This is a genomic window from Propionivibrio pelophilus DSM 12018, from assembly GCF_059569095.1.
In genome coordinates this window covers 49,626-75,723 of sequence record NZ_JCANUT010000011.1, presented here as the reverse complement: position 1 = coordinate 75,723, position 26,098 = coordinate 49,626, and the positions used below count along the sequence as shown (strand labels likewise).

At 63.3% G+C, this 26,098-nt stretch carries 25 protein-coding genes and 1 riboswitch; of the genes, 14 read left to right on the top strand and 11 right to left on the bottom strand.

From position 1 onward, the window contains the following. Positions 1 to 416 precede the first annotated feature (416 nt). Genes BO74_RS07320 through BO74_RS07295 form a run of 6 tightly spaced genes read left to right on the top strand, consistent with a single transcriptional unit; the run spans position 417 to position 5,159 of the window. The gene (locus tag BO74_RS07320; protein WP_496441182.1) at positions 417 to 1,544 is read left to right on the top strand and encodes a D-alanyl-D-alanine carboxypeptidase family protein; all 1,128 of its coding nucleotides are present in this window, start codon (positions 417 to 419) and stop codon (positions 1,542 to 1,544) included. Positions 1,545 to 1,554: 10 nt separating this feature from the next. Beyond that, positions 1,555 to 2,427, top strand: a complete 873-nt coding sequence (locus tag BO74_RS07315) for a D-amino acid aminotransferase (protein WP_496441174.1) — start codon at positions 1,555 to 1,557, stop codon at positions 2,425 to 2,427. Next, positions 2,420 to 2,698 carry a YbeD family protein gene (locus BO74_RS07310; RefSeq protein WP_496441172.1) on the top strand — a complete coding sequence of 93 codons (279 nt, stop codon included), beginning with the start codon at positions 2,420 to 2,422 and terminating at the stop codon, positions 2,696 to 2,698. Before BO74_RS07315 ends, BO74_RS07310 begins: the two co-directional genes overlap by 8 nt. A gap of 6 nt (positions 2,699 to 2,704) precedes the next feature. Next, complete coding sequence (gene lipB, locus BO74_RS07305) at positions 2,705 to 3,337, top strand: lipoyl(octanoyl) transferase LipB (RefSeq protein WP_496441171.1); 633 nt, start codon at positions 2,705 to 2,707, stop codon at positions 3,335 to 3,337. 17 nt (positions 3,338 to 3,354) lie between these two features. Continuing rightward, positions 3,355 to 4,326 carry a lipoyl synthase gene (lipA, locus tag BO74_RS07300; RefSeq protein WP_496441169.1) on the top strand — a complete coding sequence of 324 codons (972 nt, stop codon included), beginning with the start codon at positions 3,355 to 3,357 and terminating at the stop codon, positions 4,324 to 4,326. Then, positions 4,326 to 5,159 carry a deoxyribonuclease IV gene (locus tag BO74_RS07295; RefSeq protein WP_496441167.1) on the top strand — a complete coding sequence of 278 codons (834 nt, stop codon included), beginning with the start codon at positions 4,326 to 4,328 and terminating at the stop codon, positions 5,157 to 5,159. The genes lipA and BO74_RS07295 overlap by 1 nt, the downstream gene beginning before the upstream one ends. A 177-nt stretch (positions 5,160 to 5,336) precedes the next feature. Here the strand turns inward: BO74_RS07295 and BO74_RS07290 are convergent, their stop codons facing one another. The 4 genes from BO74_RS07290 to BO74_RS07275 all read right to left on the bottom strand — a co-directional run bounded on the left by BO74_RS07290 (position 5,337) and on the right by BO74_RS07275 (position 10,074). Beyond that, positions 5,337 to 6,182, bottom strand: a complete 846-nt coding sequence (locus BO74_RS07290; RefSeq protein WP_496441165.1) for a restriction endonuclease — start codon at positions 6,180 to 6,182, stop codon at positions 5,337 to 5,339. 31 nt (positions 6,183 to 6,213) lie between these two features. Then, entirely contained in the window at positions 6,214 to 7,299 is a 1,086-nt protein-coding gene (locus tag BO74_RS07285) for a ParB N-terminal domain-containing protein (RefSeq protein ID WP_496441163.1), read from the bottom strand. Positions 7,300 to 7,673: 374 nt separating this feature from the next. After that, entirely contained in the window at positions 7,674 to 9,035 is a 1,362-nt protein-coding gene (locus BO74_RS07280; RefSeq protein ID WP_496441161.1) for a sodium-dependent transporter, read from the bottom strand. Positions 9,036 to 9,078: 43 nt separating this feature from the next. Continuing rightward, positions 9,079 to 10,074, bottom strand: coding sequence for a lactonase family protein (locus BO74_RS07275; protein ID WP_496441159.1), 996 nt, complete (start codon positions 10,072 to 10,074; stop codon positions 9,079 to 9,081). 69 nt (positions 10,075 to 10,143) lie between these two features. On the opposite strand from BO74_RS07275, the gene rocF reads away from it, so the two are divergent. Continuing rightward, entirely contained in the window at positions 10,144 to 11,070 is a 927-nt protein-coding gene (gene rocF / locus BO74_RS07270) for an arginase (protein ID WP_496441157.1), read from the top strand. Between the two features lie 12 nt (positions 11,071 to 11,082). On the opposite strand, the gene BO74_RS07265 is transcribed toward rocF, so the two are convergent. Together BO74_RS07265 and BO74_RS07260 are read right to left on the bottom strand one after the other, a co-directional pair. Next, positions 11,083 to 11,703, bottom strand: coding sequence for an N-acyl amino acid synthase FeeM domain-containing protein (locus BO74_RS07265; protein WP_496441155.1), 621 nt, complete (start codon positions 11,701 to 11,703; stop codon positions 11,083 to 11,085). Positions 11,704 to 11,948: 245 nt separating this feature from the next. Then, on the bottom strand, positions 11,949 to 12,596 hold the full coding sequence (locus BO74_RS07260) for a bactofilin family protein (protein WP_496441153.1): 648 nt from the start codon (positions 12,594 to 12,596) through the stop codon (positions 11,949 to 11,951). A gap of 315 nt (positions 12,597 to 12,911) precedes the next feature. Here BO74_RS07260 and BO74_RS07255 point away from each other — a divergent pair, with 315 nt between their 5' ends. The 7 genes from BO74_RS07255 to murB all read left to right on the top strand — a co-directional run bounded on the left by BO74_RS07255 (position 12,912) and on the right by murB (position 22,519). Next, a complete protein-coding gene (locus BO74_RS07255; RefSeq protein WP_496441180.1) occupies positions 12,912 to 14,324 on the top strand; it encodes a sensor histidine kinase in 1,413 nt (470 codons plus the stop codon). Positions 14,325 to 14,332: 8 nt separating this feature from the next. Beyond that, positions 14,333 to 14,896, top strand: a complete 564-nt coding sequence (locus BO74_RS07250) for a permease (protein ID WP_496441151.1) — start codon at positions 14,333 to 14,335, stop codon at positions 14,894 to 14,896. Positions 14,897 to 14,903: 7 nt separating this feature from the next. After that, on the top strand, positions 14,904 to 16,295 hold the full coding sequence (locus BO74_RS07245; RefSeq protein WP_496441148.1) for a sigma 54-interacting transcriptional regulator: 1,392 nt from the start codon (positions 14,904 to 14,906) through the stop codon (positions 16,293 to 16,295). A gap of 78 nt (positions 16,296 to 16,373) precedes the next feature. After that, entirely contained in the window at positions 16,374 to 17,081 is a 708-nt protein-coding gene (locus BO74_RS07240) for a DUF4197 domain-containing protein (RefSeq protein WP_496441147.1), read from the top strand. 26 nt (positions 17,082 to 17,107) lie between these two features. Next, entirely contained in the window at positions 17,108 to 17,581 is a 474-nt protein-coding gene (bamE, locus tag BO74_RS07235) for an outer membrane protein assembly factor BamE domain-containing protein (RefSeq protein ID WP_496441145.1), read from the top strand. Between the two features lie 63 nt (positions 17,582 to 17,644). After that, positions 17,645 to 17,722: riboswitch (SAM riboswitch) on the top strand. 58 nt (positions 17,723 to 17,780) lie between these two features. After that, complete coding sequence (gene metH, locus BO74_RS07230; RefSeq protein WP_496441144.1) at positions 17,781 to 21,461, top strand: methionine synthase; 3,681 nt, start codon at positions 17,781 to 17,783, stop codon at positions 21,459 to 21,461. Between the two features lie 2 nt (positions 21,462 to 21,463). After that, positions 21,464 to 22,519 (top strand): UDP-N-acetylmuramate dehydrogenase, encoded by a 1,056-nt coding sequence (gene murB, locus BO74_RS07225; protein WP_496441142.1) that lies wholly within the window; start codon positions 21,464 to 21,466, stop codon positions 22,517 to 22,519. A 4-nt stretch (positions 22,520 to 22,523) separates the two neighbouring features. On the opposite strand, the gene BO74_RS07220 is transcribed toward murB, so the two are convergent. The 5 genes from BO74_RS07220 to ybgF all read right to left on the bottom strand — a co-directional run bounded on the left by BO74_RS07220 (position 22,524) and on the right by ybgF (position 26,098). Beyond that, positions 22,524 to 23,375 carry a hypothetical protein gene (locus BO74_RS07220; RefSeq protein WP_496441141.1) on the bottom strand — a complete coding sequence of 284 codons (852 nt, stop codon included), beginning with the start codon at positions 23,373 to 23,375 and terminating at the stop codon, positions 22,524 to 22,526. A 33-nt stretch (positions 23,376 to 23,408) separates the two neighbouring features. Further along, the gene (gene queC, locus BO74_RS07215) at positions 23,409 to 24,110 is read right to left on the bottom strand and encodes a 7-cyano-7-deazaguanine synthase QueC (RefSeq protein WP_496441139.1); all 702 of its coding nucleotides are present in this window, start codon (positions 24,108 to 24,110) and stop codon (positions 23,409 to 23,411) included. A 143-nt stretch (positions 24,111 to 24,253) separates the two neighbouring features. Further along, complete coding sequence (locus BO74_RS07210; protein ID WP_496441137.1) at positions 24,254 to 24,616, bottom strand: PilZ domain-containing protein; 363 nt, start codon at positions 24,614 to 24,616, stop codon at positions 24,254 to 24,256. Positions 24,617 to 24,648: 32 nt separating this feature from the next. Next, a complete protein-coding gene (queE, locus tag BO74_RS07205; protein ID WP_496441136.1) occupies positions 24,649 to 25,308 on the bottom strand; it encodes a 7-carboxy-7-deazaguanine synthase QueE in 660 nt (219 codons plus the stop codon). Between the two features lie 4 nt (positions 25,309 to 25,312). Beyond that, a complete protein-coding gene (ybgF, locus tag BO74_RS07200) occupies positions 25,313 to 26,098 on the bottom strand; it encodes a tol-pal system protein YbgF (RefSeq protein WP_496441134.1) in 786 nt (261 codons plus the stop codon).

The following is a 26,098-nucleotide window of genomic DNA, read 5'->3' as shown; positions in this document are numbered from 1 at the left end:
CAGCAGAGGCCATAGTAGCTGCCAGTCTGGAGCGAAGGGCCGAAGGCATGGGAGGTGTAATCACCGAGTTATCAAGAGCGAGGGGTCTCAGATGTTCCTGTGCGAAGCTCGCCATAAACCCAGCGAGGATGAAGTCCTCAATGGCCTGGCAGCGAGACAATCAATCTTGCCGAACTCGAATTGGCGAAACCAGGCATGTGCAGGAGGGTTTGCCTGCGTATGACCTCAACCATGCCAACCGCCCGGTGCGGACCCGCATGCCGGGTGGTGTGGGAGGGGCGCAGTCTATAATGACTGCCCCCTATCCCAATTACGTCCCGTTACAAAAAACGGTTGCGCTCCGGCCGGAGAGGGGAAAAACCGGTTGTTATAATCTTTCCCTTCGCAATCTTTACCGGATTCTTGCCCTCATGACCATGCTGCGTTCGCTGTTCCTGTCCTTCCTGCTCCTGCCGCTGCTGGCGTCCGCGCAGCAGATGCCGACTCCGCCCGCGCTGGCCGCCAAGTCCTGGCTGCTGATCGAATCGGCCTCTGGCCAGGAACTCGCCGCCCAGGCCGCCGACGAGCGTCTGGAGCCGGCCTCGCTGACCAAGCTGATGACCGCGTATCTCACCTTCGCAGCGATCAAGCAGGGTACGATCAAGATCGACCAGACCGTGCCGGTCTCGGAAAAGGCCTGGAAATCCCAGGGCTCGCGCATGTTCATCAAGGTCAACACCCAGGTCGCGGTGGAAGACCTGATCAAGGGCATGATCGTCCAGTCGGGCAACGACGCCTGCGTCGCGCTGGCCGAGGCGATCGCCGGCAGCGAGGACAATTTCGCGCAGATGATGAACCGCGAGGCGCAGCGCCTCGGCATGAAGAATTCGAGCTTCCGCAACGCCGCCGGTATGCCCGATCCGCAGCACTACACCACTGCACGCGATCTCTCCATCCTCGCCACCGCATTGATCCGCGATTTCCCCGAGGAATACGCCAAGTACTACTCGATCAAGGAATTCCGCTACAACAACATCACCCAGCCGAACCGCAACCGCCTGCTGTGGATCGACCCGACCGTCGACGGGGTCAAGACCGGCCACACCGAGGCCGCCGGCTACTGCCTGATCTCCTCGGCCAAACGCGGCGACCGCCGCCTGCTGTCGGTCGTGCTCGGCACGGCGTCCGACGCGGTGCGCACGCAGGAGTCGCTCAAGCTGCTCAACTACGGCTTCCAGTTCTACGAGGCCGTGCGCCTCTACGCCAAGGATCAGGCCGTATCCAATCTGAGAGTCTGGAAAGGCGCCACGCCGACAGTGAAAGCCGGCTTCCAGAACGATTTCGTCATTTCGATTCCCAAGGGTTTTTCCTCGCGCCTGACCACCGAACTGGTCTCGCAGCAGCCGCTGATGGCCCCGGTCGCGGCCGGCCAGCCGATCGGCACGCTCAAGGTCTTGGTCGACGGCAAGCCCTTCGGCGAGTATCCGGTGGTCGCCGTGGAGTCGGTGCCGGTCGCCGGCATCTTCGGGCGGGCGATCGACAGCATTCGCCTGTGGTTCAACTAGGAGAGTTCGCATGAAGGCGTACCTGAACGGGCAGTTCCTGCCGCTTTCCGAAGCGCGCATTTCGCCGCTCGATCGCGGCTTCCTCTATTCCGACGGGATTTACGAGGTCATCCCCGTTTATTCCCGCTGCCCGTTCCGCCTCGACGAGCACCTGCGTCGGCTGCAGGATTCGCTCGACGGCATCCGCCTGGTGAATCCGCACAGCAATGCCGAATGGAAGGCGATCATCCTGCGCCTGATCGCGGAGACCGAGTTTGCCGACCAGACCGTGTATATCCAGGTCACCCGTGGCGCCGACGTCAAGCGCGACCCGTGCTTCCCGCCCGGCGTGGCGCCGACGGTCTTCCTGTTCAGCGCGCCGCTGGTCGGCCCGTCCGACGCGCTGCGCGAGACAGGCGTCGCGGCGATCACTGCGCCGGATATCCGCTGGGCGCGTTGCGACATCAAGACCGTCGCGCTGCTGCCGAACGTCCTGACCCGCCAGCTCTCCGCCGACATCGGCGCGGCCGAGACGATCATGCTGCGCGACGGATACCTGACCGAGGGCTCGTCGACCAACGTCTTCGTCGTGCGCGACGGCGTTATCCTCACGCCACCGCAGGATCACCGCATCCTGCCCGGCATCACCTGCGACGTGGTGCTCGAACTTGCCGAGGAGCACAAGGCTGCCTACGAGGTCCGGCCGGTCAGCGAAGAGGAACTGCGCAGCGCCGACGAAGTGTGGCTGACCTCCTCGACCAAGGAAGTGCTGGCCGTGGTCACGCTCGACGGCCGCCCGGTCGGCCACGGCGAAACCGCCGGCAAGCCCGGCCCGGTGACGAAGCGCATGCACGACTGGTTCTGCGCCTTCCGCGAAGGCGTGATGAGGCACTGCGATGCCTGAACAGAAGGGACAATCGGAGACACTGCTCGAATTCCCCTGCGCCTTCCCGCTGAAGATCATGGGACTGGCCGGCGGCGCGCTGGCTGATACGGTGCTCGAGATTGTCCTCCGCCACGCGCCGGACTTCGACGGCGCGACGATGGAAATGCGCGCCTCGTCCGGCGGCAAGTACGTCAGCCTGACCTGCACGATTACCGCCACCTCGAAGGCGCAACTCGACGCGCTGTACCGCGAGCTAAGCGGACACCCGCTGGTCAAGGTCGTGCTCTAGGCCTGGATGGCCGGCACGCCGATTTCCGTCCGCCAGCTGGGCCGGGTCGACTACGAGCCGACCTGGCGGGCGATGATCGACTTCACGTCCGCCCGCAACGAATCGACAGCCGACGAGCTCTGGGTCTGCGAACATCCGTCGGTCTACACGCTCGGCCAGGCCGGCAAGCCCGAACACCTCCTGGCCGACAACGGCATCCCTCTGGTGAAGATCGACCGTGGCGGGCAGATCACCTATCACGGCCCCGGTCAGGTGGTCATCTACCTGCTGCTCGACCTCAACCGGCGCGGTCTCAAGGTGCGCGAACTGGTCAGCTGCATGGAACAGGCGATCATCGACCTGCTTGCGGAACTGGGCGTCGACGCTACCCGCCTGGACGGCGCCCCCGGCGTCTATGTGCCGCAGGGCGGCAACGCCGACTACCCGGCCAAGATCGCTGCGCTCGGCCTGCGCATCCGTCGCGGCTGCAGCTATCACGGCCTGTCGCTGAACGTCGCGATGGAACTCGCGCCGTTTTCGGCGATCAACCCCTGTGGCTACGCCGGCATGCCTGTCACGCAACTGCGCGACCTCGGCGTTCAACTCACGCCGGCGCAGGCCGCCGAGGCGCTTATCCGACACCTGATCCAATTACTGTAAAACCCGCTGGAACCCTCATGACCGAAACCACCACGCCACCCGCCACGAAAATCGCCGGCGTCAAACAGAAGGGCGAACTGAAGACTGCACGCATTCCGATCAAGATCGTTCCCGTCGACACGCCGCTGAAAAAGCCGGCGTGGATCCGCGTCAAGGCCGGCAACGAGGTCGGCCGCTTCGGCGAGATCAAGCGCATGCTGCGCGAGCAGAAGCTGCACACCGTCTGTGAGGAAGCCGCCTGCCCGAACATCGGCGAATGCTTCGGGCGCGGCACCGCCACCTTCATGATCCTCGGCGACATCTGCACGCGCCGCTGCCCGTTCTGCGACGTCGGCCACGGCAAGCCGCTACCGCCCGATCCTGACGAGCCGGCCAACCTCGCCGAGAGCGTGGCCAATCTCAAGCTGCGCTACGTGGTGATCACCAGCGTCGACCGCGACGACCTGCGCGACGGCGGCGCCGGCCACTTCGCCGACGTCATCGCCGCCGTGCGCGCGCAATCCCCGGCAACGACCATCGAAACGCTGGTGCCCGACTTCCGCGGGCGCATGGAGGTGGCCATCGACGTACTCGGCCGCGCCCTGCCCGACGTGCTCAACCACAACCTCGAAACCGTGCCGCGCCTGTACAAGCAGGCCCGCCCCGGCGCCGACTACACGCACTCGCTGGAATTCCTCAGGCAGTTCAAGGCGCGCTACCCGCAGGTTCCGACCAAGTCCGGCCTGATGGTCGGCCTCGGCGAGACCGACGAGGAAATCCTGGAAGTCATGCGCGACCTGCGCGCCCACGGCGTCGAGATGCTGACCATCGGCCAGTACCTCGCCCCGTCGACGCACCACCTGCCGGTCACCCGCTACGTGCATCCGGATACCTTCAAGATGTACGAGGACGAAGCGAAGAGGATGGGCTTCTCCGGTGCCGCCTGCGGGCCGATGGTGCGCAGCAGCTATTGGGCGGACAAGCAGGCGCACAGCGCGGGCGTCGCCTGATGTTCAACATCGGCTGCCACCTCTCCGTGGCCAACGGCTTTCTCGCCATGGGCCGCGACGCGCTGGCGATCGGCGCCAATACCTTCCAGTTCTTCACCCGCAACCCGCGTGGCGGCAAGGCCAAGGATATCGATCAGGCGGACATCGACGCCTTTCTGGCCTTGGCGGCCGAACACGGTTTCGGCAAGCTGCTGGCGCACGCGCCCTATACCCTGAATCCGTGTTCGGCCGATCCGAAAACGCGCAATTTCGCGCTGGAGACGATGATTGACGACCTGGCGCGTATGGAGCGGCTGCCGGGCAATCTGTACAATTTTCACCCCGGCAGCCACGTCGGGCAAGGCGAAGAGGCCGGCATCGCGCTGATCGTCGACCAGCTCAACGCCGCGCTGACGCCGGAATTGCACACGACGGTGCTGCTCGAAACAATGGCCGGCAAGGGCAGCGAAGTCGGGCGCAGCTTCGAGGAACTCCGCCGCATCCTCGACGGCGTCACGCTGCAGGAAAAGATGGGGGTCTGCCTCGACACCTGCCACCTGCACGACGCCGGCTACGACCTGGTCGACGACCTCGACGGGGTGCTGGAACACTTCGACCGGGTGATCGGTCTCGGCCGTCTGCACGCCATCCACCTCAACGACAGCATGAATCCGCGCGGCGCCCGCAAGGACCGCCACGAGCGCATCGGTCACGGGTATCTCGGCCTGGACGCGATCGGGCGCATCATCAACCATCCCACGCTGCGTCATCTGCCGTTCCTGCTGGAAACGCCGAACGAACTGCCGGGCTTCGCTGCGGAAATCGCTCTGTTGCGCGGCCTATACAAGGACTGAATTAGGCTGCGCCTAACCTCAAGGTGTTCCGCGTGCTGCGCTTTTTTCTGCAAAGCGCTGGCGCGTGGACTAAAGAGCGGGTTCGACCCGAAGCAGACGTTCCGAAATTCAGAATCGCGGGCATTCTTCATAAGCGCCCAACTGAACTAGCCAATCAAATAGAGAGCGGCCTTGCAATTACGTCACGTGTCCAACCACGCGATAAAGTTTTCTGTGGAGAAGCCCACATCCGTCGATGCCAGCACCACGATCAGCGAGAAACGCAGCGACCATTTCGCCATCGAACCCGATCACGCCCGATCGCTTAAGGAGCGTCCAGCCATTCGCGCTGATAGTTCCAGTCGTGACAAAGATCAAAAATACAGGGTCGGCCACACGAATGTCCATCGCTTCAAGGGGGGAACGAGCGCTACCGAATGTCTTGGCGCGCCCGAGTTCTACAGACCCAACGAGCTCCCGCAGTTCTGGAGTGCCAGCCTGCGTTTCTTGATAGTGTTTCGCTTGCCCAACAAGCCAGATATCCAGCTGCTGCTGCACCGTAGGTGTCAAATCATCCGGGTAGAAAAAGCCACCGAGCGAAAGTTTTCCAAAAAAATCGATTCCTTCATCCGCGGATGACCTCGTTACGACAGGGTCGTTTACGCCTAGGAGCCCAATGAGTTTGCCGCATAAGGACTCAAACTGGTTGGGTCTAAGGCTCTTCAACACGGCACGATAGTCAGAATGTTTGAGTCTTCGCGCTTTCTTTTCTGCAAGTTCGGGGGAGTCTAGCCCTTCAACAAAGCAAGCTCCCTGAACGAGATAATCCGAAGATGAATTAAAGGCAAACGTCGTTGGTCGACCAACACTGTTGTACTCGCTGTGGGTTGCCCGAAGGCGCGACAGTACGCCTCCTTCCCAGCGTTCGCCAAGTTCCTGTGCTTCCTGAGCACTATCGACCCACCCGCGCGCTAGAGCAAATTCCGAAATAATCTCCCTTGCTCTTCTTGGTGGCGCGTCGAGCTGTAGCTCTCCCTGGATCAAGTCTGCTACAGTTACCGGCCCACGCCGCATGTCAGACCTGTTTTCCAGTCAACGCTGCGTAATCTTGAAGTCGCTCGTTCGCCAAATCGCGCAGCTTCTTTAGGGAGTCAACCTCGGTCTGCTGAAGGTCCTTGAGTTCTTTTACTCCAAGAGATTCAAGAGACGAAATGGCCTCGGCTACTGACGAAACCCAGAGCCTCGCGAATTCCTCCTGTTTCGCGATACCCACGGCTTCGACGAACGGCCGAGATGGATCAAGCAGGATTCGTTTTGCCTCGGGTTTGTCGAGGATTGATCGCAACTCGCGAACCTGGGAATAAGATGTAATTTTAGGGTCTAGCTTGCGCCCTTCTTCATCTTCTCGGGGCGTGATCAATTCGTAAAATTGAGTGCGGGTTTCCTCGTTGCAAAACTTACCCTCGACGTCGTGCCAATCGAGCCAAGCCTTCACGGCGGTCAGAGAAACCGCTTCATGGAAAATCGCGTACATTGATGGCGTTGCGAAATCTGCGAATTCCTCATCCGTTTGCATTTGCCGAAGCGCTTGGAACGCGCGGTATCGCCGATTTGCCTCGTTTGTGGACATGCCAAGACGATCGGACACCTCGCCGCTGTCCAGCTGTAGGGTATCACGCATATGTGCGACAAGCTTTGCCCTTTGGTAGCCGCCCCATTGCCTAATTCCAGAAACATGTCGAATACCCATCAAAGATGCGCGAAACACCTCGTCGGGCGCGGCCTCTTCAACGATTACGACCGGAAGGTTGGCGATCGAGCCAAGAGTCGCTTGGGGAATGTTCACGCCAGCGCCTTGGTCGTCGAGGATCCATTTAACCGCAGCAGCACGTCGGTTTCCTTCTACAACCACGTATTTGCCCTCTGCGTGGACATACGGTCTAACAACAATTCGCTCGATTGGGATATATCCATTTCGAACAATCGAGTTCTTCAGTTCCTGGATACCCTCTTCCTGCCGTAGCCGCTGCTGGGCACGATTTTGAACTGCATCTTCGGCGAATCGGTCTTCCGCCGCTTCAACGTAGTTTTCCAGTTCATGGAAACGATAGTTGTTCGGGTCAAGCAAAAGTGCAGTAGCCGGCAGTTCAGCTTGTCTCATTGTTCTTGTCCTTGGTTCATTAGGTTGGAGATTGGCGCTGCGGGAGAATTGCGCGCATAGGGAAAGAGACTGGAGATTCAAGGGCAGTTTACTTAATTCCTGGCTGCTAGTGTGTATGGCTAGGCATTGTTCCGATTCGTCACCATAAGGCGGCTCGTGGCCGAACCCAGGCCCACAATATCAATGAACTCCGCATGACGATGCAATTGCGCAGTGCGGCGATGATGTGACTGGAGTAGTCGGCAGGCTGACGCTGGACACTGGCTGATCCAGCTATCTGACAAAGAAGCGCCTCGTTCATCAGAGACTCCGAACGGTGGGCTGTCGGGATACAGGTTATCAACCCATCAGTCCGCCGGAAAACCCGAAGCCCCCTAAAAGACCTTCAGCCCGTGCAGCAGCACGATGCCGATCAGTAGCGGCGAGACGTAGCGCACCAGGAAGAAGACCGCCCGGACCAGCCCGCCGTTGGATAGTTGGCCGTCATTGCCGAGCTGTTTCTGCAATTGCGGCAGGCCATAGACCCAGCCGGCAAACAGGCAGATCAGGATGCCGCCGAGCGGCAGCATCACGTTCGAACTGAGGAAGTCGTAAAGGTCGAACGGATTCATCCCGAAAATCTTCGTCTCTGCCGTCAGGCTCTGTGACAGCGCGGCTGGCGCGCCGACAAGGGCAATCGCCAGGATGGTGTAGAGCGAAGCGCGTTTGCGCCCGCAGCCGAACCGTTCGGAGAGGATGGCGACCGGTACCTCGAGCAGCGAGAGAATGGCGCCGACGCTGGCCACCGCGGTGAGCACGAAGAAGATGGTCATGAATACCGTGCCGCCGGGCATCGAGGTGAATACCGCCGGGATGGTCATGAACACCAGCGACGGGCCGGCCGCCGGCTCAAAACCGAAGGCGAACACGGCGGGAAAGATGGCGATGCCGGCGAGCAGCGAAACCGACAGGTCGGCGAGCATCACCCGCGTTGCTGTCGCCGGAATGTTCTGGTCGTCGCGGAAGTAGCTGCCGTAGGTCAGCATGCAGCCCATGCCGATCGACAGCTTGAAGAAGGCCAGACCGAGCGCGGTGAGGATCACGGCCGGGGTGATCTTGGCGAGGTCCGGGCTGAACAGGAAGGTCAGCCCCGGCACCGCGCCGCCGGGCAGCGTCAGGCTGCGCACGCAGAGCACGAGCAGCAGGATGAACAGCAGCGGCATCAGCTTGCGCGCGACCGCCTCGATGCCCTTCGCCACGCCGAGCATGATGATGCTGCCGGTGAGGCCGAGCACGACCCACTGCCAGACGAGCGAGGTAACGGGATTCGATACCAGTGCTCCGAACGTGGCGCCGGCGGCTTTCGGATCGGTCGTCGAAATCGCGCCGGTCGCCGCCTTGAAAACGTAGGCATAGACCCAGCCGGCCACTTCCGAATAGAAGGACATGATGAAGAGCGCCGCGAGGAAGCCCATCCAGCCGATGATTTTCCACCACCATTGCCCGCGCGGGGCCACGCGATCGAAGGTGGTAATGGCGTTGGCGCGCGCCGCGCGGCCGAGCATCGTCTCGACGATCATCACCGGCAAGCCGATCAGCAGGGTCGCCAGCAGGTAAACCAGAAGAAAACCGGCGCCGCCGTTCATCCCAGTCAGCGAGGGGAATTTCCAGATGTTCCCGAGACCGACGGCCGAGCCGAGGGTGGCCAGCAAGACGCCGAAGGTGCTGGTGAATCCGTCGCGCGAGGTTTTGTTCATGTTCCCTGGTCTCTCCGAATTGAGCTGCTGTTTGTTATGTTTGTTATTCGAGTGAAACGATTTCGACGCAGATCGGATCGTCACCGGTGGCATGACGATGCCGCGCCTGCAGTCCGCCGGACTGCCGGTCGACCTCATACACCGTGAGGTATCCCGACAACTGGCCGGCGACCACCAGCCAGCGGCCGGACGGATCGATCGCCATCCCGCGCGGCTGCGTCTCCGTCGCATGGCTACCGAGCGGGGCGAGTTGTCCGTCGGTCGACAGGACCGCCAGCGTACTCGATCGCCGGTCCGTCGCGAAGAGCAGTCGACCATCGGGACTCGCGCGCAGTTCGGCGGCCCACGGCGCCTCGGCAAAGGCCGCCGGCAGCATGCTTGCCGATTGCGTCCGTCGCAATTCGCCCCGCTCGGCGTCGAACGCATACAGGTCGACACTGCCGTCCAGTTCGTTCAGGCAATGCACGTGGCGATTGTCCGACGAGATCACCAGATGCCGCGGCCCGCTCCCCGTGCGTGCCTGTACCACTGAATGCGGTGCAATGCGCCCGTCGCCGGCGAGTGCGAAGACGCTGATTTCCTCGGCACCGAGCAGAGGTACCAGCAGCCAGCGGTTGCTCCGGTCGGTCAGCGCGGCGTGGGCGCGCGGCAAATCCGCCTCGACCTGGCCCGGGCCCGCCGGCACACCGTTGTCGTCGAGCGGGAAGGTGGCCAGCAGGTTGCCGCGGTACGAGGCGACGAAGGCGGTTCGTACCGCGGCGTCGCAACTCACGTAGGTGGGCGCTCCGGGCGATGGAATGCCTCCCAAGCGGGCCAGTTCGCCGCTGTCCGGGTCGATCGAGTACGCCAGCAAGGCGTCTTCGGCGCAGGTGCCGACGTACAGGCGGGCACCGTCCCGGCTGGCGTAAAGCGGCAGGGGACTGCCGGCGACCGGTACGCGCTGGCGCAGGGTCACCGCCCCGCTGTCGGTATCGAGGGCGAAAACGTCGATTTGCCGGCTTCCGGCACACGAAACGTAAATGAAGGTCCGAGTCATCATGGCAGGTCCGCTAATGCTGAAGCTGCTAGTGTACGTTACGACGCTTCAATGGCGAGAAAGGGAGTGAGCATGAAGTGCGTGAGTCTTGTCGGAGCGCCCACCGACCTCGGCGCCGGCACGTCCGGCGCCCGCCTGGGGCCGGATGCCTTGCGCGTCGCCGGGCTGGCTGAGGCCATCGCGCGCTGCGGGTTCGAGGTGCGCGATGCCGGCAACGTCGCCGGGCCGGCCAATCCGCAGCGGGTTGTGGAAAACGGCTTTCGTCACCTGCCGGAGGTCGTCGCCTGGAATCGTGCCGTCCATGCGGCGGTGTTCGATGAGTTGGAACGCGGCTGCCTGCCAGTCCTCCTCGGCGGCGATCATTCGCTGGCGATCGGCTCGATCAGTGCGGTGGCCCGCCATTGCCGGGAACGGCGCAAGAAACTGCGGGTGTTGTGGCTCGATGCCCACGCGGATTTCAACACCGCGGCGCTGACTCCGAGCGGCAATCTGCACGGCATGCCGGTCGCCTGTCTGTGCGGCAACGGTCCGCGGGAGTTGGTGGAGTTGGGTGGCAGCGGCACGGCGTTAAGTGCAAAGGAAATCCGTCAAATTGGTATCCGCAGCGTCGATGCCGGCGAGAAACGGCTGGTGCACGACGCCGGCATCGAGGTGTTCGACATGCGCTTCATCGACGAGACGGGGATGCGCCAGACGATGGAACTGGCGCTGGCCCTGGTCGGGCCGGACACCCATCTGCACGTTAGTCTCGATGTCGATTTTCTCGACCCGGACGTCGCTCCGGGTGTCGGTACGGCGGTGCGCGGCGGCCCGACCTATCGCGAAGCGCAGCTCTGCATGGAAATGATCGCCGATACCGGCCGGTTGGCCTCGCTCGATGTGGTCGAACTTAATCCCGCGCTTGACGTGCGCAACCGCACGGCCGAGCTGGCCGTTGATCTGATCGAAAGTTTGTTCGGGAAGAGTACGCTGATGCGTACCCGGCGACACGCCGTTTGATTCCCGGATGTGTCAGGACGCTGCTGCCAGTGGCAGGGTGATCGTCCTTTCTTCTCGCAGAAAATCGAGTCCTGCCCCTTGGACCTTGAGACTGTCCAGCGTCTGGTGCAGCAGTACCGCCGGCGCGTCGACCCGCGGGCATTGCCGCAGCTTGCCAATCTGGCGGAAACCAAAACGGTTTTTGTAAAAACGCACGTGGCGTGGATTGACCTCGATGACCGCATCGCTGGCACGATACGCGGCCTTGCCGTAAAGCAGTGCCGTGTGAAACAGCGCATTGAGCATATCGGGACAGCTGAAATCCGGATGCACCGCCAGCCGCGTCACCTCGCAAACCACGCGTCCCGGATGGCGCAACCCGTCAAGTTCCTCGGCATAGAGCCCATCGGCCAGCAGGCCCGCGGGCGAATCACGGCCGATGGTCAGGGTGGCCAAAGCCTCCTTGTCCTGCCAGACGGCCAGGCTCATCCGGTTAGGGTCGCCGGGAAGATAGGCCGATCGCTGGAGGCTGTAACCGCGCCAGGAGTACATCCGGCGCACCAGGCTGCTGATTGCACCATGCTGTGCCGTCGTACGCGCCAGACGAATGTCGTAGTCGCCGAATCCGTGATCGTCAGGTGCACGTAGCGACACGACCGTCAGCTGTGACACTGGTCGGCGTGCTACTGCGGAACCTCCCTGGTATGTTGTTGTGTTTTCTTGCATGGCTTGAAAATAATGGCACAGACCGAACGACTTAGCTAAGAAAATTTGCGAAGCCTCGAACAAGAGTCTCCCCGCACCGCAGGGCGATGGCCACGGCCACGCCGCACCCCATAGCCCACAGCCAGTGCCAAGTCGCGCTGTGATTGAGGCGCACGGCGAGGCGTAGCCGATGGCTAGGTGGCGCTTGCATCGAGTTCAACGAGCGCCTCGCGGCCTAACTTCGGCTTCGACGCATGCGAAGGGGCGAGAACGGCGACATCGCCACACAGTTCGCAACCTTCGTCGGCCACCAGGCGGCCGTAGCGGATGGTGCCCTTCACCCGCCCGGTCGAGTGAATGATCAGTTGCGAGCGCGCAGTCAGTTCGCCCTCGAATGAACCGTGGATTTCAGCGATGTCGATGCTGACCTTGCCGACGAACGCCCCGTGCTCGGCGATGCGAACTACGCGGCTGTCCATCGTGGCTTCGACCCGGCCTTCGACCACCAGCGTATCGCAGTCCAGAATTTCCGCCCCCTTGAGTTTGACCTCTGGGCCGACGATCAGGCGGGCGCCCATACCTGTTTCTGCACTGGAGTCGGCAGAGGCCGGCGCTTTCGCCTCAACAACCACGGTCGGTGTCGGGGCGGCGTCGACCGGTAGCGTCACTGACGGCGAAGCGCTTGTCGCTGGTGTTGTCGAAATATCCTTGCCGGCCGCAGCGTTGCGTCCAGCGGGGCTATCGGCCGCCGGGGTCTGGCGCGTGCTGCCAAGCGTTGCCGGAGCGCTATCACGGCGGGTCACTGGATCGTTGCGATTGAACAAGGTCGATTTGTTGAACACGGATACTCCTTCGTGGTGTCGGAAACGTCAGCCGACTACAGCGATATCCGTGCCAGACAAGACTTTCCCTTGATAAACAACGAAGTGGGGTGTGCGGCCGAGAATCGGCTTGAAAAACGCCGTCCGATTTGTCGTTTAGTGACGACGAGAACCCGATTACTCAGTCATAACCTAGTAATATCAATGTGTTGGGAAGTCGCCAAATGGCGACATCGGAAATTTTTCCTCAATTCTTTCCGCATATCCGGGTTTTTTCCGGATCGCATTCTGCTACGCTTGAACATCTCTTGATGGCAAGCCAATACCCCTTTGCCCATGATTCGTGTGTCGTTCCGCCAGAGCATGCTGGCCGGTCTCCTGCTCATTGTCGCCCTGCTCGGCGGCGCCAGCGTGCGCAGCTGGTACCTGCTCGAACGCTTCGCGGCCCAAGGCCGGGCCAACGGCGCGCTCGCCCTGCGCATCAGCGCGTCGACGCAGGAGCTGGCCGAGCGCACGACGGAACTCGAACGCAGCGCCCGGCAGTACATGGTGCTCGGCGATCAGGGTGTGCTGGCGCGTTTCGACGCACAGCTGACGCATGCCCTCGCCGCCATCGACAGCCTCGAATCCCTGCCCGGGCAGCCGCTGGCCGCCCTGCCCGTCGACTGGCGGCGAAGCGTCGACGAGCTCAGCGCCTCTCTGCATCGCAAGGATGCCGGCGAGGAGCTGGCCAGCGCGCTGGTCCGGCTCGCAACAATCAATGCCGCGCTCGATGCGCAAGGCAAGCGCTGGATCGAGAACCAGCATGGGGCGTTGCTCGGTGAACTCGAGGAAAACCGGCTGCGCCTCGGCACGCTCGTTGCAGCTGCGATCACCTCGGCCTTTCTGATCGCCCTGGCGATGAGCTGGTGGCTCTCCCGCCCCATCGACACCATCGAGGAGGCGATCGAGCGCCTGGGAGAAAGCCGCCTGGGCGATCCGGTGGAGGTCGGCGGCCCCGCCGATCTGCGTCAGATCGGCAAGCGGCTCGACTGGCTGCGTGTGCGTCTCGGCGAGCTGGAGGCCGAACGGGAAAAAACGCTGCGCCACGTGTCGCACGAACTGAAAACCCCATTGACAGCCCTCCGCGAGGGGGTCGCCCTGCTGCAGGAACAGATCGCCGGGCCGCTCACCGCGGCGCAGCAGGAGGTGGCGGACATCCTCGACGCCAACGCCCGATCGTTGCAGGGGCACATCGAGAGCCTGCTGCGTCTCAACGCCGTGTCGCTGGGCTCGCGACGCGTCCATCGGCGGCCAGTCAACCTCAAGCGGCTGCTCGGCGAAGTTGTGCAGGAACGGGAGCTGCAGGTGCAGGCCCGGCACGTGCAGATTCAATGCAGCGCCCCCTCGACGCCCGGTATGGAAGACGCCGACAAGCTGCGCGTGATCATCGACAATCTCCTTTCGAACGCCATCGATTTCAGCCCGGACGGCGGGACCGTGCGGATTGAAGCAAAAATCGACGGTGCCAAGCTGCGCCTGGCTTGCATGGACGAAGGCCCGGGAATCGCCGCGGAAGATGCACAGCGGATCTTCGCTCCGTTTGTTCAGGGCCTGCGCCCTGCTCCCATCCCGCGGAACGGCAGTGGCGTTGGCCTGTCGATCGTGCACGAACTCGTCACGGTCCTGGGAGGACGGATCGAGGTTGCCGCGCCGGGCAGTCCCGGCGCCCGTTTCGAGATCGAACTGCCATGGACCCCCGCCAGCTGATCCCCGCCATGAAGACGAACCTTCCGAACCACACTCTGCCTTGCCACTGGCTATTACTTGTGTTGACCAGTCTGCTCACCGCCTGCGCTGCCTTGCCGCTGGAGCAGGAGTCCGATTCCAGGCCGGCGCCTGTCGCGAGTGTGCAGGTCAACGAGAACGCGATGCTTCCGCTGCTCGGCTACTACCACCTGCTGCAGCGTATGACGCCGGGTGAGCTGACGCGCGAGCGTCAGACGCTGGCCAGGCTGCCGTCGTCGCCGTCCGTGCAGGTCCGGCAGGCGATGCTCTTCGGCATGCCACGGGCTACCACCGACCTGGCACGCGCGCAGGCGATTCTCGACACCGTGCTGCGTTCGCACGCGCCCGAGGCGGCCAGCCTGCATCCGCTGGCCAAGCTGCTCGCCACGCAATATCAGGAGCGTCTCCGCATCGAAGCGCAGAGCGACCGCCTGGGCCAGCAGCTCAAGGAGAGCCAGCGCAAGCGCGATGAGTTGCAGGAAAAGATCGACGCGCTGACCGACATCGAGCGCTCGATACCCATTCGCCCCAACGCCGATAAACCGGCATTCTGACCGCCCTATGAACGACTTGCCCAAGCTTTATCCCGCCCATGTCCTGGTCATCGACGACGATCCGGACATCCTGCGCCTGCTGTCCATGCGCCTGCGCGCGTGGGACATTCGCGTTTCGACCGCACTGTCGGCCGAAGAGGGGCTGTCGCGCATCGCCGTCGAGCAACCCCAGCTGGTCATCAGCGACATACGCCTCCCTGGCAAGGACGGGCTGACCTTCTTCCGGGAAGTCCATGCCTCGCTTCCATCGCTGCCGGTCATTCTTCTCACCGCCCACGGCACCATCCCTGACGCGGTGCAGGCCATGTCCGAAGGTGTCTTCGGCTACCTGACCAAGCCGTTCGACAGCAAGCTGTTGTTCGAAAAGGTGCAGCAGGCGTTGCGCATCTCGCCGGCCACACGTAATGCCGAAGGCGGCACGGACGGCAGCTGGCATGCCGGCCTCGTTTTTCGCAGCCAGCGCATGGCAGAGCTGATGGAGGAGGCGCGCGTCGTCGCGGCCACCGACGCCAGCATCCTGATCCGCGGCGAAAGCGGCACTGGCAAGGAGGTGCTGGCCCGCGCCATCCACCGCGCCAGTCCACGCAGCAAGGCGCCTTTCGTCGCCATCAACTGCGGCGCGATCCCGGAGCAGTTGCTGGAGTCGGAACTGTTCGGACACGTGCGCGGCGCCTTCACCGGTGCGACCAGCGAACACACCGGCCTGTTCAAGGCGGCCGACGGCGGCACGCTGTTCCTCGACGAGATCGGCGACATGCCGCTGGCCTTGCAGGTCAAGCTGCTGCGCGTTCTCCAGGACCAGGCCGTGCGTCCGGTCGGCGCGTTGCGCGCCGATCCGGTCGATGTGCGCGTGCTTTCCGCCACCCACCGCGACCTGGAAGCGGCGATGAGCGAGGGTCTCTTCCGCGAAGACCTGTACTACCGCCTGGACGTCGTCACCCTGACCCTGCCGCGCCTCGACGAGCGACGGGAGGATATTTCGCTGCTGGCCGGCCACTTCATGCAGCTGCTGGTCAAGAAATACGACAAGGGAATCACCGGCATCGCGCCGGAAGCGCTTGAAGCCTTGTCCACCGCCAGCTGGCCGGGCAACGTGCGGCAGTTGTACAACGTCATCGAGCAATGCTGCGCCCTGGCGACAACATCGCTGATCACCCTGCCGCTGGTCCAGCGTGCGCTGCGCATGCCGGCGACCGAAACCTTGACCTACGCCGAGGCGAAACAGCGTTTCGAGCGCAATTATCTGACCCAGTTGCTGAAGATGACCGACGGCAACGTCGCCGATGCGGCACGCATCGCCGACCGCAACCGCACCGAGTTCTATCGCCTGCTGCAAAAATATGACCTCACGCCACGCCTGTTCCGTAGCGGCGAAGTCGCCGACGACGCGGAAATTTGAGCAATCCGCGGCGACGCACTTGTCGGTCACGGCGCCAACGGAGTAATGTAGGCCATTGTCCTGAACGGAGGCTTCACCATGCAAATCGTTTCGTCTGTCATCAAGAGGCTGCTCACGCTGTCGCTGGCCTTTTCGCTCGTTCTCGGCGGTCAGGCTCTGGCCGTCGGTATCGACAGTCTGTCGAACAGTGATACCGCCTCGGGCCTCAAGGAAGCGCTGGCGCGCGGCGCCGAAATCGCCGTCGGCCAGCTCGGCAAGAAGGATGGTTTTCTCGGCGACAAGCGTGTGCGTATCCCGTTGCCCGATTCGCTCCGTTCGGTGGAGAAGGCGATGCGCACCTTCGGCATGAAGAAACAGGCCGACGAGCTGATCGAAACGATGAACCGCGCGGCGGAGATGGCCGTGGTCGAGGCCAAACCGATCCTGACCAACGCCGTGAAGTCGATGAGCTTCGACGACGCGCGCGGCATCCTCACCGGCGGTGACGATGCGGCCACGCAATATTTCAAGCGCACGACGTCGAAAGACATCGCCGCCAAGTTCCTGCCGATCGTCAAGCAGGCTACCGCCAAGGTCAATCTGGCCGCACAGTACAACCAGTACGCCGGGCAGGCGGCCAAGCTCGGCCTGCTCGACGAGAAGGATGCCGACCTCGACACCTACGTCACGCACAAGGCCATGGATGGCCTGTTCAAGATGATCGCCGAACAGGAAAAATCGATCCGCAAGGACCCGGTCGGGACCGGCTCGGCGATGCTCAGGAAAGTCTTCGGCGCCCTGAAGTAGGCCAACCAATGTCGAGGAAACTGCTCGTGGGATTCTTGTCCGGACTTCTCGCCCTCCTTCTGCCGGGCTGCGACAGCGTCAAGCTCGGAAAACTCCAGCCCGGCGTCACCACCATGGCGCAAACGCGCGAGGTCATGGGGCCGCCGACGATGGAGTGGCTCGACACCGACGGGTCGGTTACCTGGGAATACCCGCGTACCCCTTTCGGTGTCGTCAATTACATGATCGACTTCGGCCCTGACCGGATCCTGCGCGAGGTCCGGCAGGTGCTGACCGAGGAGAACTTCGCCCGGGTGAAGGAAGGCATGACCCGCGACCAGATCCGCCGCCTGCTCGGAAAGCCTGCAAGCGAACAGTATTTTTCGCTGAAGCGGGAATACGTCTGGGACTGGAAGACGAAATCGGAGAATTCCTACGACTACTTCTTCGACGTGTATTTCGACGAGCAGGGCCATGTTACCCGGACGGGTACCCATTTTTACCCGATTTCAGGGAGTTAGTACGCCCGGAAATATTGACAATCAAGGGCTTGGCGCGTAGATTCGGGCCTCTTTCCGGCTCATCGCCGGGGCCGCGCCGATTTGAAGTTCAGCTTGCAGGCGCGTTACAAATCTGGCTAAAGCGGGCGTGATTCGATGACTTTGCCGAAACCCGTTCGCTGACTTTGCTGAACGGGTTTTTTCTTTTCGAGGTTTTTCCATGCAGCCAGATCGCTCCGCCGAACTCACTTCCCTGTTGCAACAACGCTTGCTCATCCTCGACGGTGCGATGGGGACGATGATCCAGCGGCACAACCTGCAGGAAGCCGACTATCGCGGCGAGCGTTTTGCCGATCATCCGCATGATCTCAAGGGCAACAACGATCTGCTGCTGCTGACCCGGCCGGAGGTCATCTGCCGCATCCACGCCGAATACCTCGCCGCCGGCGCCGACATCCTAGAAACCTGCACCTTCAACGCCACGTCGCTGTCGCAGGCCGATTACCACCTCGAGGCCATCGTCTATGAGCTGAACGTTGCCGGCGCCCGGCTGGCACGTGAGGTGTGTGACGAGTTCACCGCGAAGGATCCGGCCAAGCCGCGTTTCGTCGCCGGCGTGCTCGGCCCGACCTCGCGCACGGCGTCGATCTCGCCGGACGTCAACGATCCGGGTTATCGCAATGTGACGTTCGACGGTCTGGTGACCTCCTACACCGAGGCTATCCGCGGACTGACTGACGGCGGCGCCGACATCCTGCTCGTCGAAACGGTGTTCGACACGCTCAACGCCAAGGCGGCGCTGTTCGCCATCGAACAGTTCTTCGAGTCGGCCGGCCGGCGCTGGCCGGTGATGATTTCCGGCACGATCACCGACGCCTCCGGCCGGACGCTGTCGGGCCAGACGGCGGAAGCGTTCTGGAACTCGCTGGCGCACATCAAACCGCTGTCGTTCGGCCTTAACTGTGCGCTCGGCGCCAAGGAACTGCGCCAGTACGTCGAGGAACTGGCGCGCGTATGTGATTGCTACGTTTCGGCGCACCCGAATGCCGGCCTCCCCAACGCCTTCGGCGGCTACGACGAGACGCCCGAAATGCTGGCCGACGAGATCGCCGACTGGGCAAAGCACGGCTTCGTGAATATCGTCGGCGGCTGTTGTGGTACGTCGCCGGATCACATCGCCGCCATCGCGCGCAAGGTGGCGACGATCAAACCGCGCACCATCCCCGACGTCGAGAAGAAACTGCGCCTCTCGGGCCTGGAGCCGTTCAACGTCGGTCCGGAATCGCTGTTCGTCAACGTCGGCGAGCGTACCAACGTCACCGGCTCGCGCGTCTTCGCCCGGATGATCCTCGAAGGCCGTTTCGACGATGCGCTGGCAGTCGCCCGCCAGCAGGTCGAGAACGGCGCGCAGGTGATCGACATCAACATGGACGACGCGATGCTCGACGGCAAGGCGGCGATGGACCGCTTCCTCAAGCTGATCGCCTCCGAGCCGGACATCTCCCGCGTGCCGATCATGCTCGACTCGTCGAAGTGGGAGATCATCGAAGCCGGCCTGAAGTGCATCCAGGGCAAGGGCATCGTCAATTCGATCTCGATGAAGGAGGGTGAAGCCAAGTTCATCGAACAGGCAAAACTTGCCCGGCGTTACGGTGCGGCGGTGATCGTCATGGCCTTCGACGAGAAGGGGCAGGCCGACACCTACGCGCGCAAGATCGAAATTTGCGAACGCGCCTACAAACTGCTGGTGAGCATCGGCTTCCCTGCCGAAGACATCATCTTCGATCCCAACATCTTCGCCATCGCCACCGGCATCGAGGAACACAACAACTACGCCGTCGACTTCATCGAGGCCTGCCGCTGGATTCGCGCCAATCTGCCGTACGCGCAGATTTCCGGCGGCGTGTCGAACGTCTCCTTCTCCTTCCGCGGTAACGACCCGGTGCGCGAGGCGATCCACACCGTCTTCCTGTACCACGCGGTCAAGGCCGGCCTGTCGATGGGCATCGTCAACGCCGGCATGGTCGGCATCTACGACGACCTCGAGCCGGCGTTGCGCGCGAAGGTCGAGGCTGTCGTTCTCAACCAGTCGCCGGACGCCGGGGAAGCGCTGGTCGAGTTCGCGCAGACCGTCAAGGAAGGAAAATCCAAGGAAAGCGGTCCGGATCTGTCGTGGCGCGAGCTGTCCGTCGAAGCGCGTCTCTCGCACGCGCTGGTCAAGGGCATCACCGATTTCGTCGTCGCCGATACCGAGGAGTGCCGTGCGGCGCTGGAAGCTGCCGGGAAGCCGCCGCTGTCGGTGATCGAAGGCCCGCTGATGGGCGGCATGAACGTCGTCGGCGACCTCTTCGGCGCCGGCAAGATGTTCCTGCCGCAGGTCGTGAAATCGGCACGCGTCATGAAGCAGGCCGTCGCGCACCTGATTCCGTACATCGAGGAGGAAAAGCGGCGCACCGGCGCGGCGAGCAAGGGCAAGGTGATCATGGCCACGGTCAAGGGCGACGTGCACGACATAGGCAAGAACATCGTCGGCGTCGTGCTCGGCTGCAATGGCTACGAGGTCATCGACATCGGCGTCATGGTCTCGTGCGACAAGATCCTGCACGCGGCCAGGGAACACGGTGCACAGGCGATTGGCCTGTCCGGCTTGATCACGCCGTCGCTGGAAGAAATGAGCCACGTCGCTGCCGAAATGCAGCGCCAAGGCTTTGACGTACCGCTGCTGATCGGCGGCGCGACGACCAGCCGCGCGCACACGGCGATCAAGATCGCGCCGAACTACGAGGGCACCGTCGTCTATGTGCCGGACGCCTCACGCGCCGTCGGCGTCGTTACCCGGCTGCTCTCCGCCGAGCAGTCGGCCGGCTACAAACAGGAAATCGCCGCCGACTACGCCCGCGTACGCGAACAGCATGCCGGCAAGAAGGCGACGCCGCTGGTCGCGCTCGACGCCGCGCGCGCCAACCGTTTTGTCTGGAACGCCGATCCGGCGTACGTTCCGGCCGCGCCGGTCAAGCCGGGGCTGCACGTGCTGCGCGAAGTCGATCTGGCGACGCTGGCCGATTACATCGACTGGGGCCCGTTCTTCCAGACCTGGGACCTGGCGGGTTCCTTCCCGAAGATTCTCGACGACGCGATCGTCGGTGAAACGGCACGCTCGGTGTTCGCCGACGCCAAGGCGATGCTGGACAAGATCGTCAAGGAGAAATGGCTGACCGCCAATGCCGTGTTCGGCCTCTATCCGGCCAACACCGTCGGCGACGACATCGAGATTTACGCTGACGAAGCGCGCCAGATGGCGCAGACGGTCTGGAAAAACCTGCGCCAACAACACGAGCGTCCTTCCGGCAAGCCGCATTACTGTCTCGCCGACTTCGTCGCGGATAAGGGAACACCCGACTGGATCGGTGCCTTCGCCGTCACCGCCGGCCTCGGCATCGAGAAGAAGCTCGCGGAGTTCGAGGCGGCGCACGACGACTACCACGCGATCATGCTCAAGGCGCTGGCCGATCGCCTTGCCGAGGCCTGCGCCGAATGGCTGCACCGCGAAGTGCGCACCCGTTACTGGGGCTATGCGGCCGATGAAGCCCTCGACAACGAGGCGTTGATCCGCGAGAAATATCGTGGCATCCGCCCTGCTCCCGGCTACCCGGCCTGCCCGGACCACACCGCCAAGGGCGACCTGTTCAAGCTGCTCGACGCGCTGGCCAACGCCGACATGGGGCTGACCGAACACTTCGCGATGACCCCGGCCGCGTCGGTCTCCGGCTTCTACTTCGCCCATCCGCAGGCACAATACTTCGCTGTCAGCAAGATCGGCCGCGATCAGCTGGAAGACTGGGCCAGGCGTAACGGCATGAGCATCGCCGAGGCCGAGCGCTGGCTGGCGCCAGTGCTCTGACGATGCCGTCGGCGAGTTGTTGGCCCTGGCCGGACTTCGTCGAGCACGAGGCCAGCCTCTTCCGGCGCAACAGGCTGGCCTTGCCCGCGCATGCCGCGTTGTATGCGCGGATCACGTCGGCTGACCAGTTGGCCGCGCTGGCCGACTTCTACGCACCGGGTGATTGTCGGTTCTTCGTGCTGGGGGGCGGCAGCAATCTGGTGCTGACCGGCGACTTCGACGGTCTCGTCCTGCACATGGGCCTGGCCGGGCGGGCGCTGGTGGCTGAAGACGCCGATGCGTCGTACGTGCGCGCCGGCGCCGGCGAGAACTGGCACGACTTCGTGCAATGGACGCTGGCTCAGGGTTGGCCCGGGCTGGAAAACCTCTCGCTGATTCCCGGAACCGTCGGCGCCGCGCCGGTCCAGAACATCGGTGCCTACGGACTGGAAGCCGGCGAGCGGTTCCATGCGCTGACGGCGTTCGACCTGCAGACCGGCGAGACGGTCCGCTTCGACCGCGCGGCCTGCCGTTTCGGCTATCGCGACAGTGTCTTCAAACAGGAAGGCTGGCACCTCGACGGGCGCTTCGTCATCACCGACGTTACCTTCCGTCTGCCGAAGCGCTGGCAGCCAGTCACCGGCTATGCCGATATCGCCCGCGAACTCGACACACGCGGCATTTCAACGCCTGATGCCTGTCAGATCGCCGACGCGGTAATCGCCGTACGCCAGCGCAAACTGCCGGACCCGGACCGGATTCCGAATACCGGCAGTTTCTTCCACAACCCGGTCGTCGATACTGCAACGGCTGATCGCTTGCTTGCCGCCTACCCGGCGCTGCCGCACTACCCGCAGCCCGACGGTCGCGTTAAGCTCGCCGCCGGCTGGCTGATCGAGCAGGCCGGCTGGAAAGGCCGCGATCTCGGGCCGGCTGGCATGTACGAGAAGCAGGCGCTGGTGCTGGTCAATCACGGCGGCGCGACGGGGGCCGACGTCATGGCCCTGATGCAGGCTGTTCAGCGCGATGTCAGGGAGAAATTCGGCGTCGAGCTGATGCCGGAGCCCGTTTTTCTGTAGGTCTTTAGTCGGCCTCGACCCGTTCAAAGCGGACCTGCCCGTACATTTCCGGACTGTTCGTGGCGATCCAGTAGGCGGCCTCCGATTCGGCACGTTCCCAGGTCGCCGCGCGCAGGGGAACGTCGAGCAGATCGCCCTCCGTTTTTGGCCAGCGCAGCATGAAGCTGCGCACGCCGGCACGCTCCTGGCGGCGAATCTCCCGTGTCCAGCAGGGTGCCTCACGCTTCAAGGTGGAAAAGAAAGGATTCACGCGAAGTTCGTAGCGCGGGCCCTTGCCGCGATGTTGCACGACGTAGGTAGTCGCCGGCGTGACTTCCTCGATGACCTGCCAGTCGGGGCAGCCTTCGATAAGGGCGCGGCCAACCACGCCCTCGGCTCCCTCGGTGACCTCGGCTGTGACGACGTGTTCTTCCGCCTCACCTTCGACAAGATCGTGCCAGGGCAGGCCGTTCCGTGTCGGCGGCGGAAACGGCAGCGGCCGCTTGCCTTCGCGGATCCGCGCGAACAACGAGGACTTGAGCACGTCCTCGAGGTCGACATGGGGGAAGTCCGTGCGCGGCTGCGCCGGGAAGCTCGCTGACCCCATATAGCCGACATCCCACAGCGTCTTCAGCCATTCCGCGGCGTCCAGGGCTACTTGCGCCAACTGGGTGTCGAGTTCGTGGCAGCAGTCGGCAGGCGGCGTGTCAGTGCCCGCCCCGTTTTCCAGCAACTGCGCTTCGTGCATCCGCGCCCGCAGACACTCCTGGAACAGCCGGCCAACCCATTCGGCATCGGTTGGCGGCAATGCCTCGAGGCGGTCGCACATCAGCATCAATTCATCGGCGTCGAGCGGAACGGCGGCATCGTCCATCATGTCCTCACAGGCTGATTGTCATTGCTGGGGTGGCTACGTGTTGGCGTAACGGGTCGGATCGGCGACGCCGGCGGCGACGAAGCCTTCATGCCGGAGCCGGCACGAATCGCAGACGCCGCAGGCGCGTCCCTGTTTGTCGGCCTGATAGCAGGAAATGGTGATGCCGTAATCGACGCCGAGCGCGTGGCCCTGGCGAATGATCTCGGCCTTGGTCAGGTTGATCAACGGGGCATGGACGGTCAGTCGGTGTCCTTCGACGCCGGCCTTGGTGGCCAGGTTGGCGAGGTTTTCGAAGGCACGGACGAATTCGGGCCGGCAGTCCGGATAGCCGGAGTAGTCGACGGCATTGACGCCGACGAAGATGTCCTTGCTGCGCAGCACCTCGGCCCAGGCCAGCGCCAGAGAAAGCATGATGGTGTTGCGGGCCGGGACGTAGGTGACCGGAATGCCGGGGCCGACGCCGCCGGTCGGCACGGCGATGCTCTCATCGGTCAGCGCGGAGCCGCCGAAAGCCGTCAGGTCGAGGCGCAGGGTACGGTGCTCCTTGGCGCCGAGAGCATGGGCGACGCGATGTGCCGCGTCGAGCTCGGTCCGGTGGCGTTGCCCGTAGTCGACGGACAGGCAATAACAGTCGAAGCCGGCATTGCGGGCGATGGCCAGGCTGGTGGCGGAATCCAGTCCGCCGGAGAGCAGGACGACGGCGCGCGGTGAGGAGGAAATGGTTGAGTTGGGCATGGGAAGAGGCCGTGCAGTGGGGCCGTGAAAAGTTGCAAATGAGCCGCATTTTAACGATTTTTGCGCCACGGCTCGCAGCCGCCTGCGGGCGAGGGTATGCCCGCAGGCAGCGTGCTGTTCAACTGCAGCGGGATGGTGTTGTTTCAGTCGGCGATCAGGGCCGACAGTTCGCGTTCCAGCAGCGCCGGGTCGCCGAGGTTCAGTTCGACGAGGCGGCGCAGGTGCGTCACGCTGTCCAGATCGATCGCCAGGCAGGTCAATCCGGCATAACGGCCTTCGACGTGGGCAACGCGGGCTTCCATCTCGATCGCGGTCTGCGTGTTGTTGAGGTGCACGCAAAGCCGGCAAGCGGCCTGCTCGGTCGCTTCCGTGCCGGCGGGCAGGCGTGCCAGTGCGCCCTTGAGCGACAGGTCCAGCACGACGGTATCGATCGTCATGTCGGGGAAAATCAGCGTGGCTGGCGAGTGGAAGGCGATGCGGGAGTGCTTGCGGCGTTCGTCGGTCATGGCGCAATCTCCGGGGTTGGGGCTTAACGGGGTTATTTGCCCCGCATGTTACCCCAAAGCAACTTGTGCAGTTGCAGTTGGAAGCGTACCGGGAGGCGATCGGCGAGGATCCATTCCGCGAGGTCCGAGGGGGCGAGGTCGCCCTGGACCGGCGAGAAAAGAACCGGGCAGCGCTTGTCCAGTCCGAGTTCGGCAACGATGCACTTGGCCCACTCGTAATCGGCACGGTTGGCGAGCACGAACTTCAATTCGTCCCGACTGGCGAGATGCGGGATGTTGTCCCAGAGGTTGCGTTCCGACTCGCCGGAGGCCGGTGCCTTCAAATCGACGATGCGCGAGACGCGGGGATCGACGCCGGAAATGTCCAGCGCTCCCGACGTTTCCAGCGAAACGTCGTAACCGGCATCACAAAGCGCGGTGAGCAGCGGCAGGCAGTTTTTCTGCGCCAGCGGCTCGCCGCCGGTGACGCAAACGAAGCGGGTGCCCCAGGTCGCCACCTGCGCCAGGATCTCGGGAATGTTCCGGCGTTCGCCGCCGGAGAAGGCGTGTTCGGTGTCGCACCAGGTACAGCGCAGCGGACAACCGGTCAGGCGAACGAATACGGTCGGCAGACCGACGCGGGTACTTTCCCCCTGCAATGAATGAAAAACCTCGTTGATGATCAACGAGGGAGAGTCACCTCGCTTGCTCATCCGCCTACTTTTTCAGCCGCTGCTTGGCCGTGGCGGCTGCCGGGCTGTCGGGATACTTGATGACGACGGCTTCCAGGGTCGTGCGGGCACTCTTCGCGTCGCCCAGTTCCTGCTGGCACGCGGCGACCCCCACCAGCGCATCGGGCGCCTTGGGATTCTGCGGCCACTTGGTGGTGACGACGCGGTAGACGTCGATGGCCCGCTTGCAGTCGCGTTGCGCAGACAGCGCATTGGCCTGCCAGTAGTAGGCATTCGGGGTCAGCGTGCTCTCGGGGTGCACCTTGGCGAAGGCTTCGAACGCATTGCCCGCTTCCTTGAGCTTGTTGGCCTTGAACAGGTTGAGCGCCGCTTCGTATTCGCGGGTCTCGGCGGCGGGGTCCGCGGCCGGCGGCTTGCCGGTTGCGTCGGCAGCTGCGGCTGTGTCTGCGGGAGGTGGAGCCTCGGCCGGCTGTGCCGCGGCAGTTTCGAGTTTGCGCAGCCGTCCGTCCAGGTCGACGTAGAAGTCCTGTTGCCGTTTCTTGGCCGATTCGAGTTCGTACTGAAGGGTTTCCACCTGCCCGCGCAGCTTGGCGTTCTCTTCGCGCAAGGACTGGATCTGGTTGACCAGTTCGATTTGCGCACGGGAAAGCGTATCGACACGTTCGTTCGTCTTGATCGACAGATCGTTGATTCGCTGACGAGCCTCGTCGTCGTCGAACAGCGCTGCGTGTACCTGCTGGGCGCCGAACAGGGCGACCAGCAGGGCGGCAACGGAGATCGCCGGGCGAAAGCGCGGGAGGTGGGCTGGCAT

Excerpts from the sequence above, each read along its gene's own strand:
- BO74_RS07320 (WP_496441182.1), top strand. The coding sequence starts at position 417 with ATGCTGCGTTCGCTGTTCCTGTCCTTCCTGCTCCTGCCGCTGCTGGCG.
- BO74_RS07315 (WP_496441174.1), top strand. The coding sequence starts at position 1,555 with ATGAAGGCGTACCTGAACGGGCAGTTCCTGCCGCTTTCCGAAGCGCGC.
- BO74_RS07310 (WP_496441172.1), top strand. The coding sequence starts at position 2,420 with ATGCCTGAACAGAAGGGACAATCGGAGACACTGCTCGAATTCCCCTGC.
- lipB (WP_496441171.1), top strand. The coding sequence starts at position 2,705 with ATGGCCGGCACGCCGATTTCCGTCCGCCAGCTGGGCCGGGTCGACTAC.
- lipA (WP_496441169.1), top strand. The coding sequence starts at position 3,355 with ATGACCGAAACCACCACGCCACCCGCCACGAAAATCGCCGGCGTCAAA.
- BO74_RS07295 (WP_496441167.1), top strand. The coding sequence starts at position 4,326 with ATGTTCAACATCGGCTGCCACCTCTCCGTGGCCAACGGCTTTCTCGCC.
- BO74_RS07285 (WP_496441163.1), bottom strand. The coding sequence starts at position 7,299 with ATGAGACAAGCTGAACTGCCGGCTACTGCACTTTTGCTTGACCCGAAC.
- BO74_RS07280 (WP_496441161.1), bottom strand. The coding sequence starts at position 9,035 with ATGAACAAAACCTCGCGCGACGGATTCACCAGCACCTTCGGCGTCTTG.
- BO74_RS07275 (WP_496441159.1), bottom strand. The coding sequence starts at position 10,074 with ATGATGACTCGGACCTTCATTTACGTTTCGTGTGCCGGAAGCCGGCAA.
- rocF (WP_496441157.1), top strand. The coding sequence starts at position 10,144 with ATGAAGTGCGTGAGTCTTGTCGGAGCGCCCACCGACCTCGGCGCCGGC.
- BO74_RS07255 (WP_496441180.1), top strand. The coding sequence starts at position 12,912 with ATGATTCGTGTGTCGTTCCGCCAGAGCATGCTGGCCGGTCTCCTGCTC.
- BO74_RS07250 (WP_496441151.1), top strand. The coding sequence starts at position 14,333 with ATGAAGACGAACCTTCCGAACCACACTCTGCCTTGCCACTGGCTATTA.
- BO74_RS07245 (WP_496441148.1), top strand. The coding sequence starts at position 14,904 with ATGAACGACTTGCCCAAGCTTTATCCCGCCCATGTCCTGGTCATCGAC.
- BO74_RS07240 (WP_496441147.1), top strand. The coding sequence starts at position 16,374 with ATGCAAATCGTTTCGTCTGTCATCAAGAGGCTGCTCACGCTGTCGCTG.
- metH (WP_496441144.1), top strand. The coding sequence starts at position 17,781 with ATGCAGCCAGATCGCTCCGCCGAACTCACTTCCCTGTTGCAACAACGC.
- murB (WP_496441142.1), top strand. The coding sequence starts at position 21,464 with ATGCCGTCGGCGAGTTGTTGGCCCTGGCCGGACTTCGTCGAGCACGAG.
- BO74_RS07220 (WP_496441141.1), bottom strand. The coding sequence starts at position 23,375 with ATGATGGACGATGCCGCCGTTCCGCTCGACGCCGATGAATTGATGCTG.
- queC (WP_496441139.1), bottom strand. The coding sequence starts at position 24,110 with ATGCCCAACTCAACCATTTCCTCCTCACCGCGCGCCGTCGTCCTGCTC.
- BO74_RS07210 (WP_496441137.1), bottom strand. The coding sequence starts at position 24,616 with ATGACCGACGAACGCCGCAAGCACTCCCGCATCGCCTTCCACTCGCCA.
- queE (WP_496441136.1), bottom strand. The coding sequence starts at position 25,308 with ATGAGCAAGCGAGGTGACTCTCCCTCGTTGATCATCAACGAGGTTTTT.
- ybgF (WP_496441134.1), bottom strand. The coding sequence starts at position 26,098 with ATGCCAGCCCACCTCCCGCGCTTTCGCCCGGCGATCTCCGTTGCCGCC.